The following is a 13,336-nucleotide window of genomic DNA, read 5'->3' as shown; positions in this document are numbered from 1 at the left end:
CGTAAAAATACTGACCGTAAATTCCGCACTTATACGCTAACACAGGTCTTTTTAACGTCCTACATTTGTCATGTAATTACAATGTTGAAGCCGATATCACATAAAAAACGGGGCGGAATCTGAAAAGCCATACGAGTAAGGAAAACAAATCATTAAAAAACAAATCACATGGACACATCACAATTAGCATCAAGTCAGGAAATAGACATTATGGTTGTCATTGACACGGATTACGTAAAAGAATACATGAAATCAAATAACCTTACCCCTTGTACAGATGACATTACTAAAGCGGTACCTATTGATCATGCAGGAAAATATATGATCGTTCCCACTACAAACGTTGCCGGAGGACAGGCAACAGGAGACTTAAACTTCACAGCAAGAGCCGGAGATACTGTATGTTTCAGAGGCTGTTCGATATATCAGAACTCAGATGATGCTATTATTATCTACAAAGTTCAAAACTATGCCGGAGTGGATGTATTCAATGGTAACCCTATCCAATATGAGGGGGTAGACAGAAAACAAGCGGCAATACCTGATCATACAAAAGCCGATGGCCTTCCTGCTTTACCTGCCAACGTTCTTTTTCAAAGTTTGGATGCAAGGATAGGTGGCACCGGACAGGGAAGCTATTATATTTATTTTGCGTTATATACCTTAGATCCTAAGAACAGTGACAAACAAAATCTTTACAGTTACTGTCGTTGGGACCCAACCATTACGGTTAAGTAGTACCTATTATTTTATATGGCATAAAAAAGCCGGCTCTTACGAGCCGGCTTTTCATATCATAAGCAATGATTATTGTGCTTTTATCTTGAAATCATCTACTTCCCACGTTGCTGCGGCAGCAGTAGTAGAAGTATATTTAAATGCGATTCTTACATTTTTCCCTAAGAAAGCGCTTAAGTTTACATTACCAGACCCAACCCAGTCACCGAATGCATTCGCATTGGTATCTAAAGTAGCCGGTAATAATGTCCATGTTGTGGTTGCAGGATCACCGGTATAATTATCTGTAGCATATACCTGTAAAGCATTTCCTGCATATCTTACGTCTGTTGAAAAGCTCACTGCAGCTTTAGTTTTTCCAACCAGGCTAACTGCTTTGGAAATCAACCAGTCTTCATTCACAATGTTATTTCCGGCACCTCCTGCATTACCATTCATCATGGCGTAATAATTCTGCCCGTTTCCTTGGTTAGATGTCTGCCAAACCTGAGGACCCGTCACATTTTTCACGGTCCAGTCTGAGCTGAATCCACCTGCTGCAAAATCATCGCTGTATACAACCGGAATAGGGGTATATACACTACCGTCACATCTTGGTGCATCAAAGTCTATATTTGCCAGCTTAGTAATCCATAGCTGATAGGTTCCATTATAGATACTTAAAATAGCATAGGCATCTCCTTTTCCTCCTTTTACTTCATATCCACCAGGTTTAATACCTCCAAAACTAGCCTGACCGCTCGTTCTTAAAATCACTGTATTTCCTGAGCAATCCTGAAGAGTTCTGCTTGTTACAGCATTACCATCGGTTAGTGTTCTTCCCAGATCTCCATCAACAAACTGAAGATCTTTAATTTTAATCCATCTTCCAACATCACCTGTTGTTAGCTGAGATATTGTTTTCTCGGAAGGCACTACCGGTCTTGAAGCGGTATTGCTATCGAAGAAATATTTGTACATATCTACTTCCTCTATCTGTCCGAACTGTGTATTGTTACTGAATAAAGACCCTAACTGAACTTCTCCGTTTACACTTCTTACATACAGATTTTTAAGTTTGATATTCACATCTTTACCTAATCTGAATCTGCTGTCAAGATACAGGTTTGTTTTATTCATGTTTATTCTGATCCCTCCTGTAGCATCTTCAACATATACATACTTATAAAGGTTTCCTGTTTCATCATTAGCTACCACCTGAGCTTTAAGATAAGAATCTGAAGTGATCTGTACCCAGTTTGTAGTTCCTGCAGCCAATTGTTTCACATCGGCAACGGTTTTAGCCGTAAGTGAACCTGGATTAAAGTCACATGGTCCTTCTGTAAGCCCGTCTAAACGTGGGAATTTCTTCATATCAAGATCTTCCGACTTGTTTACATATAACTGATACGTAGTTGTATTTCCAGATTGGAATTTACTGTAAATTCCAACAAATTTACCATTACCGGAAGGAAGAAGCTGACCTGCAAATGCTGCAAATCCACTGTTTCTTACCACCGCAGTTTTTGCATATTTTCCAGCTGCCCATCCTTCACCTATTGTTTTATCCACCGTTACTCCATTAGGTGCATAGGTAGTACATAAAGCTCTCGCATCAAATTCTACATCATTTACCTGGATCAGACATCCGAAATATTGATCATTGGCAGGAACCATGTCAGCCAGTTTCATTATTTTCGGTACAATCTTTCCTTTCGGAGCACAAGATCTGAAGATATGTTTTCCAACAAGTTTTTCAGGAATTCTTGATACAGACGAAGCAGACGTTTCGGCCCCTGTTTTCACACCAAGCTGTACAAGGCTTCCATAAGCCCCTACAGCAAGTCCGTTAAGTTTGATATATACTTTTGATCCCTGAGGATATTTGGTATAAGTACTTACTGCATCTACACTCACGGTAAACCCTTGTGTAGGATTTTCCAGTGCATCCTGAACGTAGATCGTTTTATAAATATTTCCTGTTTCATCCGTAGAAGAAACATATCCCACCAAATATAAGTCGTCAGCCTCATTATTGGGAGTGGTGTCTTCCGGAAAGGCATAGGTTACATTATTCTGAAATTTCGCTTTTACGTCAGCAAAAGGCATTACAATCCCGTTTTTATCGGCACAGTCGTAGCCGTCAAGATTGGGCTGATCGTATTTATCATCGTGCACACATCCTGTCGTTATAAACAAGGAAGCTGCTGTGATAAAAATATATTTTAAAATTGAGTTATATTTTTTCATTGTAGTCGTTTTAGAATCTTAAATAAACGTTAGTAAAGAAAGTGATTCCTCTGTCATACCAAAGTTTTGGTCCAAAATAAGGAGTTTCTCTTTGGGCATCGGCAAGTGCATCACTAAAGTTCACATTTCGTCCTTGTTCAAATCCTCCGGTTACATAATTTCTGTTGTTCAGGATATTGTTTACAGAAACACTGATTCCCATTCTGTATTTTCCAAACTGGAAAGATTTACCGGCATTGGCGTTCAGCATAAACTGGTTATCGAATTTCTTCTGCTTGGTAATAAGCTCAATCAGTTCAGGAGTTACTCCGGCAAAAGGATCATTGGTCTGTGGATCCGTATACATATAAGGAGTCTTGTTCAACGCTGAGAAATCAAGATACTGATCCATCAGATAGTTCGCAGATGCTCCTACCCACCAGTATTTCGGAGAATTGTATTTTAATCCGAAAGAGAATGCTTTTTGTGGTGTTCCGGCTACTTTATATCCTTTAACATTAGCTTTACCCCAAACGTCTGTTCCTCTAAATCCGTTTAAGTCATCAAAAGTAGATACTTCAGGATTGTTCGTGTATTTGTATTCCCCTACACTGGCTACCCCTACTGCATTTAATGTAGGCGTGATTTTAACGTCAAAACCTAATTCAAGTCCCATGTATCTTTTATTAACTCCGCTCATTGCTTCATTAACCAAAGTACTGAAAGAATTCCCCAGGGTACCGTCATTTACGTCAGCATAATATCTTGAAATTTCAGTAGCGTTTTGAATCGTCGTTAAGTACCCCGATAGTCTCAGTTTTAAAATCTGTCCTCTCATCACATAACTCAGATCATTAGAATTGATCATCTGGTTACCCACTCCCGGCGTTTGGTAATCCACCATTCTTGGGTTGATATAGATTTCATTAAGCGTAGGTGCTAAGCTAAAGAAAGCTCCATTATAAACAATAAAGTTTTTACCATTGATTTTATAGGTAATTTTACCTTTAACCCCAGCATCTAAAGCATCATATACAGAACTCTTACCTTTAGAATTATCTCTGAATCTGGCAATTCCACTTCTGAAATTTCCTTCTCTGTACGCTTCGGAATAAGATGAGAAAACGGAAGCAACAACATTCCATTTGTTAAAATCTATTTCAGAAGAGATGTTCAATGAATAATGATTTCTAGTTAATTCGTAAGAATACTGGGTTCTGTCTCCTTCTCTTACTTCTGTATTTCCATTATCAGCATCATACTTTGCATCTCCGTTAAATGCATTGAGATTATTGGCAAAATTAGCTCCCAATAAGTCTTTAACTCTTCTGAAGTTATCAGATTTTAAATTCTGATAGTTGAAGTTTACGTTCAATTTCCAATTATCTTTCAGCCTTGTATCAAAGTGAGATGAAAAGTTGAACGTTTTATCTTTATTAACGTCTTCTACAATAGTATACACAGCCCCTCTCGCTTTTCCATCACCATCCACAAGGTTAAGGCGGTTGGCATTATAAAGAGAGTTCCAGTCTATTTGTGACTGCTGTCTGAATTCATCAGCAGAAAGAAGTCCGTAGCTTGGTAATTTTCTGTAATAAGTAGGGTTTGGATCCGGAGCATGGAACCAGTCTAGTCTGCTTCTCGCATCGCTACCAAACTGATAAGATACAGTGTTTGTCCAGTTTGAATTTTTTCCCACTTTCAGGTAATCTGTTAAGATGAACATAGGTTCAAAAACATTCCTGATTCTGGAGTTTCTTTTCTCTCCATCCTGCCATCCCCAGTATGAGTTATAATTTTTACCCATCAGGTCATACACCTCCTGAGTATTCGGAGCATTGGAAGCCCTGTAGGTCGGAGATCCGAAAGCAGTTAGGTTAATAGAGTGTCTATCTGTAAATTTTTTCTCAATAGAAGCAAAATAAGCATAGGCATCCTGGTAAACTCCATCAATGATGGCTCTGTCTCCCCATCTTCTGCTTGCAGAGACAGTTACAGCCCATCCGTTTTTAGTAAGCCCCGACGAATAGGTAGCCATAGCTCTGTGCAGGTAGCTTCTGTTCGTAAATGAATAGGCTAATGAAGTTTGTTTTCTATAGCTGGAAGCTCTGGTATTATAGTATACTACCCCACCTAAGTTTCCAAAAGTATATTCTGAAGGTGTAATATTGTCTACATTCTCATAAGGATATCTGGTCACATCATTCATTCCTCCCCAATTGTTGAAGTCTATTCTTCCGTCATCGTTCTTAGACATGGATACTCCGTTAAAAAGAACATCTTCAAATCTGTTGTCTACCCCTCTTGGTCTGAACCAGTAAGCACCGAGTTCAAAAGCAGAAACATTCTGAAAAGCATCTCTTCCTGAGCTTAAAAGTCCTACAGTAGGCTGCATAGATGAGCCTCCGTCCTCAGAATCACTGGCAGAGTCGTCAATGACTATAACTCCTGCGTCTGATCCCAAAGTGTAATTAAGTGTAATAACACCTAAGTCTTTTCTCTTCTCATTTGCAGCCACATCAAACTCTAAGATTTTTGACTCAAAGTTCGGTTTTGCCACCGTAATAAGATAGTGTCCAGGTTTTAAATCCACAAACTGGAAGTACCCAATTTTATCCGCGGTCACGTCGTCGCTGGATTGTGCTAGATCTACTTCTGCTTTCTCTAAAGGCTTACCATCCTGATCCTTAACATACGCATACACAGTGGTTTGCGCAAAGTAAAAAGATGCAGGCATTAAAGTAAATAAAGAGATTAGGGATAGTTTTTTAATCATAATAAACTTATTTTTAACTCCTTCTTTATTTAAGGGGCAACAAATTTAGAACTATTTTCATTAACTCAAACATTTTTAGCTCTTTATTCTATTAATTTTCCTTAACACCCCACTATTATCATAAAAATATGTGCTAATTTTCATCAATTGCGAAAAATACAATAATACTATTCTTTCTATTTAAATTTACGTTAAAAATGAAGGCCATTTACTATAGATTATATAATGAATACGCATGCTGGCAAAATTAAATCTATAAAAAAATGAGCGCTTCCCACAGCTCCTGTTTTAGCTTTCAACCTTATTCTTAACTTTTTATTAAACTAAACTCAAATTATTTTAGTCTTTATTCTTATATAAAATTAGTAATTTTACCCCCTCAATTTTTTGAATATAATAAGAATATGAAAAAATATTTAATCATTGCCGCCCTGTTTTGCTTCAGTTCTGCTTTCTCACAACAGAAGCAGGTTAAAAGAGCAGCTATTGCCTTCCTCAATGTAGAAAACCTTTGGGACACCATTCCTTCTGCAGATTATATTGATGGAACTTTACCTCTTTCCAATCCTAAATTTCACAGAAGTGTACCTGTAGATTCTTTAAAATTTCTTGAAACGACAGAAGACTATAAAGGAGAATGGAGCGATGATTTGTTAATTGGAAAAAAAGTGATCAGAAAACAGTTTTTATCTGAGGACTTTACAGCCAACAGCCCTAAAAGATGGGGAACAAAGTATTATAATCAAAAACTAGCCAATGAGGCAAAAGTGATTTCGGAACTAGGGAGACAGTACACTAATGACAACCCCGCAATCTGCGGATTAATAGAGGTTGAAAACAGACAGGTTATTGAAGACTTAATCAAACAACCTGCTTTGGCACGAAGCAATTATGGGATTGTTCATTTTAATTCTTATGATTTCAGAGGAATTGATGTAGCTATTATTTATCAAAAAGGAAGATTTTCTCTGTTGGATTCTTATAAAAAAGAGATTAAAATTTACGATGAAAACGGGAAAAGAGAATATACCAGAGATATTGTTATAGCTATTGGATTATTGGATGGAGAAAAAGTAGGTATCTTTATGAACCACTGGCCATCCAGAAAAGGTGGGGAAGCAATTTCTCTTGCCAAAAGAAATACAGCTGCTACTGTACTGAAAAACGAAATGGATAAAGTAACTGCTGAAAATCCGGGAATTAAGTTATTCTCCATGGGTGACTATAATGATGACCCTGTAAGCCCGAGTTTGAAAAAACACTTAGCTGCAGTAGGCGATCCGAGTGAGTTATCAGATAAGACTCCTTATTATAACCTGATGTACAAATTATATAAGGCAGGTGTTGCTTCACTGGCGTACAGAGATGCTCCAAACTTGTTTGATCAGATTATTGTTTCAAGAAATCTTTATTCACCGGAAAAAATAACGCCTACCTATACCATCTATAAAGCAGAGATCTATGCGCCTGCTTATCTTGTAAACAAAGAAGGACAATGGAAAGGGTATCCGTTACGTTCTTGGGATGGAGACCGGTTCACAGGTGGATACAGTGACCACTTCCCAGCGGTTTCTGTAGTTCAGAAAGAATATATTAAAAAATAAATACAGAAAGGCACTCTTATTGGAGTGCTTTTTTAGTATAAATATTGCATCATGAAAAATTTTGTTTTACTACTGCTTATGGCCATTCTTCCATACAGTTGTTATTCTCAGAATAATCCTAAAAATAATAAAGAACAAACCGAAATGAAGCCTTCTAAAAATGAAGACGGAGAATGGGATATCGTTGTAATAGATACCCAGTTTGATTATTTTTTGAACGCGATTGCCAAACCAATGAATCAGTATTCAGAATCTTATCTGAAAAACAAAAATGCATTCTTAGTCAATGAATGGAATAGCTATTATAACACCGGCAAGTACAGGAATGTTATAGAATCAGGAATAGATTATGACCCACGGGAAAACTACGGGATAAAATTTGAATATAAGCTCTATCAGGTTTTTGCATACGTAAAGTGGAAGTACGGCCTCAAAATGAATGGGCTGTCCGGAAGCGACGGAGCTAGATAATACACATTAAAAAAAGGTTCAGAGGTTTTTCTGAACCTTTTTTCTGAATTCTCATTTATTACATATTCTTTATGTAAACACTATGATAAAATTCAAAAATTATTCACAAATTCATCCTAAGTTTTAACTACATTTGCATATCACTGAATTTTAATTTTCAGTAACTAATAACCTATAAAAAACGAATTTAACTCATGAAGAAAATGCTCTCAGCACTGTCTGTGCTATCTGTATGTCTGCTAAGCGCTCAGCTTTATATCCCGGGAACACCATCTGTTTCAACGAATACGAATGTAGGAATTAACACTGCATCTCCACAAGGGTCTTTAGACATTAATGCTAATGGAAATATTCCCGTCATAAGAGGAAACGGTGGTTATATCCCAACTGGTCTAAGGTTTATTGATGACTCTTACACTCAGCAGGGAAATGTAAAAGAATGGGCTATATGGAAAGGAAATCAATGGGCAAAAGGATTGGCTTTCATGAGGTATGATGCTATTGCCCCTTGTTCAACAGGAATTTGTGATGCCCCATTATTCCTTCATGACAATGGAAATATTGGAATGGGCTCCTTAAACCCGGATGCCAAGTTAACCGTAAAGGGAAAGATCCACGCCGAAGAAGTAAAAGTAGATCTTAACGTACCTGCAGATTATGTATTCCAGAAATATTACACGGGATCTTCCAGCTTAAAACCGGAATATACAATACCCACACTTGAAGATGTAGAAAAATTCACCAAGGAAAATAATCACCTTCCCCATATTCCATCAGCAAAAGAAATACAGGAAAAAGGACTCAATGTAGGAGAAATGTCAAATTTACTGCTGCAGAAAATTGAAGAGCTTACCCTTTATACCATTGAACAGAATAAGCTGATTAAAGAGCAGCAAAAGAGAATCGAGGCTTTAGAGCAAGCCAAAAAATAACCTATACAGTTATTATTTATGAAAAAAATTCTAATACTATTAACCTTGTGCTTTGCCGTAATTCAAATTACCGCACAAAGTTATGAAGAAACTTATCTGAAAGATGAGAAGAAAAGGCTTGATAAAGTAGCTCTTGTTGAAATTGAAATTGAAAACTTTATCACTCAGAATATCAATACATTTGATTTTACAACGGTCATCAACTCTGTAGATACTACCAATAAAGAAACCGGCCAGCCACTTTCTGCTTCGGATTATGCCACTGCACTTAATACCGCAAAGCGTCAAAAGCTAAGAAATGAATATTTCAAAAAAAATCCAGAAAAAGTAAGTCTGTATTTCGCACAGGTTCTTCAGCAGTGTACGAATGGAGGTTTTGAAGATAACGGAGGTTCTACAGCAGGCTATGGATTTGCCAGTGATGTATATGATCAGTCTACCTGGGCACAGTACACACTTACACCGACCACCGTGGTCAATCCTGCTCCCAACTCCAATGTTACCTTAGTAGATGCCGGTTCTGCTGATCCTAACATTCCAAGTATTCCAAGAGTATATTCCGGAAAATATGCCATTAGGCTCAACCAGCCTACCAGCGTATTGTCCAGAAGAGCGTCATTGCTAAGACGACAGTTTATTGTCAATGAGAGGAGTATCAGCTATGCCTATGCTTTATTTTTCCAAAATCCTGCAGATGGTGGCCATACCAAGGATACAAGATATCCCTATTATCAGGTAAGGCTGAAAAACAGCAGCGGTAATATAGTCTACCAAAGAACCGTTGATGGAGTCTCCAATCCTATTTTTAACTATAATCCTTCCAACAACATTTTATACTCCGGATGGAGATGTGAAAATATTGATACTTCACAATATATGGGACAGTTTGTAACACTGGAAATCATTATGTCAAACTGCGGAAATAGCGGCCATTATGGATATGGCTATTTTGATGATTTCTGTGGGTTACCTCCTAACTGCAATATCCCTAGTGTTGGAACAATCAACCTTCATCCCCGAAGCCAAACAGGATGTCCTGAAGATCCTATGTATATCACGGGTAACTACCAGCTTCCTCCTAATGCAACGTTTCAAATGCCTGGAGCCGGTATCAAGCTTGACATCCTCGAAGCGAGCACAGGAAATCTTGTTACGACGTTAACGTCTCCCAACTTTCCGAGTACTAATAATTTCAGTTTCTACGTAAGTAGTTATTCCTTTTATCCTTCAGGGATGACCTCTAATACAGAATTCAACTTTAGAGTAAGAATGATTTATAATACGGGAGGAATTAACCAGCCGGAGGTTTCGGCTAACCATACCAACCCTCCAGGTCCTGATGTTTCTTTTAAAAACTGCAATAGCCCATGTTTTGAAGAAATGTATATCAACGAAAAGGTGGTTACCTCTCAGACTTTTCAGGCAAGTGGAGGAATCTATGCAAGCTCACAGATATATCCTAACCTTGAGGTCACCTACAGAGCGGGTTATCAGATTCAGTTATTACCGGGCTTCTACGCTACCGGACAAGATGTGGGCATATTCCATGCTTATATTGGACCATGTGAAGACAACAATACCTTCACCAAAATCCCTCCGGTAAATTCAATGGCTAAGGCTTCTGAAACTCAGATATTACCTGCAGAGATTAAAATTCATCCTAATCCTGCCTCAGGGTATTTTAAAATAAGTACAGGCAGCGAGAAACTTCTTTCATGGGAAATGTATGACCTCTCCGGAAAGATGGTACTGAAAGGAACTACTTCTGATGCAAATGTTCAGAATCTCCTAAAAGGTAATTATTTCTTAAAAATAAATCTTGAAAAGAGACAGGTGAGTAAAACCGTTATTTTAAAATAATATGCAACAAAAAAGGTTCAGAAATTTCTGAACCTTTTTTGTTTATAATAGCTGAAAATTATTTGTTGAATAATTCCTCTACTTTATCCCAGTTTACTACATCAAAGAATGCAGAAACATAATCAGGTCTTCTGTTTTGGTAGTTTAAATAATAAGCATGCTCCCAAACATCTAATCCTAAAACCGGAGTTCCTTTAACGTCTGCAACAGGCATTAACGGGTTATCCTGATTTGGAGTAGAAGAAACAGATACTGAACCGTCAGCATTTTTCACTAACCAAGCCCATCCTGAACCGAATCTTGTTTTAGCAGCATCAGAAAAATCAGTTTTGAATTTTTCTAAACCACCATAGTTTTCGATAGCAGCTTTTACGTTTCCTACTGGCTCTTTGCTTCCTCCAGGAGTTAAAATAGTCCAGAATAAAGAGTGGTTGAAGTGTCCTCCACCATTATTTCTTACTGCTGGCTTATCAGTTCCTGTCTGACAGATTTCTTCAATAGTTTTCCCTGCCAGATCAGTTCCTTCAATTGCTTTATTTAAGTTGTCAATATATGCCTGGTGATGCTTTGTATAATGGATCTCCATAGTTTTTGCATCAATAGTTGGCTCTAATGCATCATATGCATATCCTAGTTGTGGTAATTCAAATGACATAATCTTTATTTTTAATGTTATATCCAAAATTAGCCAATATTTAAGGGATTATCAAGGATTGGGGATTACTTTAATAAATCTTTAACATTGATATATTGATTTAGAATGAATTAAAGTTTAAAATAAATTCCCCCACGGAATTATGGAAGGTCTGAAAATGAAAAAGCACAGATCCCAAAACAGGATCCATGCTTTTTCTATTTAACAATAATTAAATTTATTTATTCATAGACATCAGGAATTCTTCATTATTAAGAGTTCCTTTGATGTTCTTATTTACAAATTCCATTGCTTCTATAGGGTTCATTTCAGAAAGATATTTTCTAAAGATCCACATTCTCTGAGAGGTAACCTCGTCAAGAAGAAGATCATCCCTACGTGTACTTGAAGAAATTAAATCAATAGCAGGATAAATTCTTCTGTTAGCAATTTTTCTGTCTAGCTGAAGTTCCATGTTTCCGGTACCTTTGAATTCTTCAAAGATGACCTCGTCCATTTTGGAACCTGTATCAATAAGAGCTGTAGCAATAATCGTTAATGAACCACCTCCTTCAATTTTTCTCGCTGCTCCGAAGAATCTTTTTGGTTTGTGAAGCGCATTGGCATCAACTCCTCCGGAAAGAACTTTACCTGAAGCTGGAGTCACGGTATTATACGCTCTCGCCAATCTTGTGATAGAGTCCAGTAAGATCACGACATCATGTCCGCATTCTACCATTCTCTGAGCTTTGGCAAGAACAAGGTTGGCTACCTTTACATGTTTCTCAGCCGCTTCATCAAATGTAGAGGCAATAACCTCTGCATTTACGCTTCTTTCCATATCAGTAACCTCCTCCGGACGTTCATCAATTAAAAGAACCATCATATATACTTCCGGGTGATTGGCAGCAATAGAATTGGCGATATCTTTAAGCAACATTGTCTTACCTGTTTTAGGCTGTGCAACAATCATTGCTCTCTGTCCTTTTCCGATCGGTGCAAACAGGTCTACTATTCTTGTTGAAATGGTAGACTCGCTTCCAGCAAGATTAAATTTCTCTTGTGGGAAAAGTGGAGTAAGATATTCAAAAGCCACACGGTCTTTGATAAAAGCAAGATCACGTCCGTTAACTTCCGTAGGTTTTAGCAAAGAAAAATATTTTTCCCCTTCTTTTGGAAGTCTTACAATTCCTTTCACGGTATCTCCGGTCTTTAAACCGAAATTTCTGATTTGTGCAGTAGAAACATACACATCATCAGGTGAAGAAATATAGCTAAAGTCTGAAGAACGAAGGAATCCATAGTTATCCGGCAATATCTCTAAAACACCTTCAATACTTACCATACCATCGAAATGAAATTCTTTCTTATGGTCAGTCTGTTCCTCTGCCTTTTCAGAATGCCTGTTTTGATTCTGATTCTGGTGTTGGTGTTGTTGGTTCTGTTGCTGATGCTGATTTCTATGTTGATTTCCGCTGTTCTGCGGATGGTTGTGTCCTTTTGGGGATCTGTTAGCCTGTTGTTGAGGATTCTTAGGCTTCTCTTCTGCCTGAGCAGGCTCTTGAGATTCTGTATTTTTAGGAGCTTCTGTTCTTTCCTGAGATACTTCAGTATCACCTGTATTTCCAGAAACCCTTTTTCTTTTCTTTTTAGCTTGTGATGCAGCAGTCATTTCTTCTGTTGCTGTTGCTACCACAGCTTCTGCTTTCGGTTCTTCTGTTTTTATTTCTTCAGAAGCGGGAACCGTTTCTTCTACCTTTTGTTCCACTTTCGGTTCAACCGGAGTTTTGGCATTCACTTTTGGCTTCGCTACTGTTTTCTTAGGAGCAGCTTTTCTTGCCGGGGCTTTTACAGGTTTATCTGCTGTGGCCTCTTCCGTATTTGGACTGGTTTCTGTGGCGTTGAAATAATCTTTTGCAACTTTAGGGTTAGAAGCCTGAAAGTCTAGAACTGCAAAGATTTTATCATTCTCATTGCTATTTCTTGCAACTTTAACGCCTAAATCTTTTAAGATTTTCGTCAGTTCCGTTACGGATTTTGACCTTAACGTTTCTATGTTAAACATACTTAATGTAAAAATGTAATTAATTGTGAGTAAGAAAAGTAAGTCCGG

General features: G+C 37.7%; 9 protein-coding genes. 5 read left to right on the top strand and 4 right to left on the bottom strand.

Going from position 1 to position 13,336, the window contains the following annotated elements; all coding sequences use genetic code 11:
• Positions 1–168: 168 nt before the first annotated feature.
• Positions 169–738 carry an AidA/PixA family protein gene (locus B8967_RS13770; protein ID WP_047484831.1) on the top strand — a complete coding sequence of 190 codons (570 nt, stop codon included), beginning with the start codon at positions 169–171 and terminating at the stop codon, positions 736–738.
• 69 nt (positions 739–807) lie between these two features.
• Here the strand turns inward: B8967_RS13770 and B8967_RS13765 are convergent, their stop codons facing one another.
• Both B8967_RS13765 and B8967_RS13760 read right to left on the bottom strand, forming a co-directional pair.
• On the bottom strand, positions 808–2,967 hold the full coding sequence (locus B8967_RS13765) for a DUF5689 domain-containing protein (RefSeq protein WP_084086479.1): 2,160 nt from the start codon (positions 2,965–2,967) through the stop codon (positions 808–810).
• A 10-nt stretch (positions 2,968–2,977) separates the two neighbouring features.
• Positions 2,978–5,722 carry a TonB-dependent receptor gene (locus tag B8967_RS13760; protein ID WP_047484828.1) on the bottom strand — a complete coding sequence of 915 codons (2,745 nt, stop codon included), beginning with the start codon at positions 5,720–5,722 and terminating at the stop codon, positions 2,978–2,980.
• 404 nt (positions 5,723–6,126) lie between these two features.
• Here B8967_RS13760 and B8967_RS13755 point away from each other — a divergent pair, with 404 nt between their 5' ends.
• The 4 genes from B8967_RS13755 to B8967_RS13740 all read left to right on the top strand — a co-directional run bounded on the left by B8967_RS13755 (position 6,127) and on the right by B8967_RS13740 (position 10,589).
• A complete protein-coding gene (locus B8967_RS13755) occupies positions 6,127–7,326 on the top strand; it encodes an endonuclease/exonuclease/phosphatase family protein (RefSeq protein WP_047484826.1) in 1,200 nt (399 codons plus the stop codon).
• Positions 7,327–7,377: 51 nt separating this feature from the next.
• Entirely contained in the window at positions 7,378–7,797 is a 420-nt protein-coding gene (locus B8967_RS13750) for a DUF6146 family protein (protein ID WP_047484824.1), read from the top strand.
• A 194-nt stretch (positions 7,798–7,991) separates the two neighbouring features.
• Positions 7,992–8,729 carry a hypothetical protein gene (locus B8967_RS13745; protein WP_084086478.1) on the top strand — a complete coding sequence of 246 codons (738 nt, stop codon included), beginning with the start codon at positions 7,992–7,994 and terminating at the stop codon, positions 8,727–8,729.
• Positions 8,730–8,747: 18 nt separating this feature from the next.
• Complete coding sequence (locus tag B8967_RS13740; RefSeq protein WP_084086477.1) at positions 8,748–10,589, top strand: T9SS type A sorting domain-containing protein; 1,842 nt, start codon at positions 8,748–8,750, stop codon at positions 10,587–10,589.
• Between the two features lie 58 nt (positions 10,590–10,647).
• Here B8967_RS13740 and B8967_RS13735 read toward each other — a convergent pair whose 3' ends face one another.
• Both B8967_RS13735 and rho read right to left on the bottom strand, forming a co-directional pair.
• The gene (locus B8967_RS13735; RefSeq protein WP_047484818.1) at positions 10,648–11,244 is read right to left on the bottom strand and encodes a superoxide dismutase; all 597 of its coding nucleotides are present in this window, start codon (positions 11,242–11,244) and stop codon (positions 10,648–10,650) included.
• Positions 11,245–11,461: 217 nt separating this feature from the next.
• Positions 11,462–13,288 carry a transcription termination factor Rho gene (gene rho, locus B8967_RS13730; protein ID WP_047484816.1) on the bottom strand — a complete coding sequence of 609 codons (1,827 nt, stop codon included), beginning with the start codon at positions 13,286–13,288 and terminating at the stop codon, positions 11,462–11,464.
• Positions 13,289–13,336: the final 48 nt, after the last annotated feature.

This window comes from Chryseobacterium sp. YR221, assembly GCF_900176315.1.
GTDB classification, from domain to species: Bacteria; Bacteroidota; Bacteroidia; order Flavobacteriales; family Weeksellaceae; genus Chryseobacterium; species Chryseobacterium rhizosphaerae.
The sequence above is the reverse complement of the archived record's forward strand: the minus strand, read 5'-3'. Positions and strand labels throughout refer to the sequence as shown.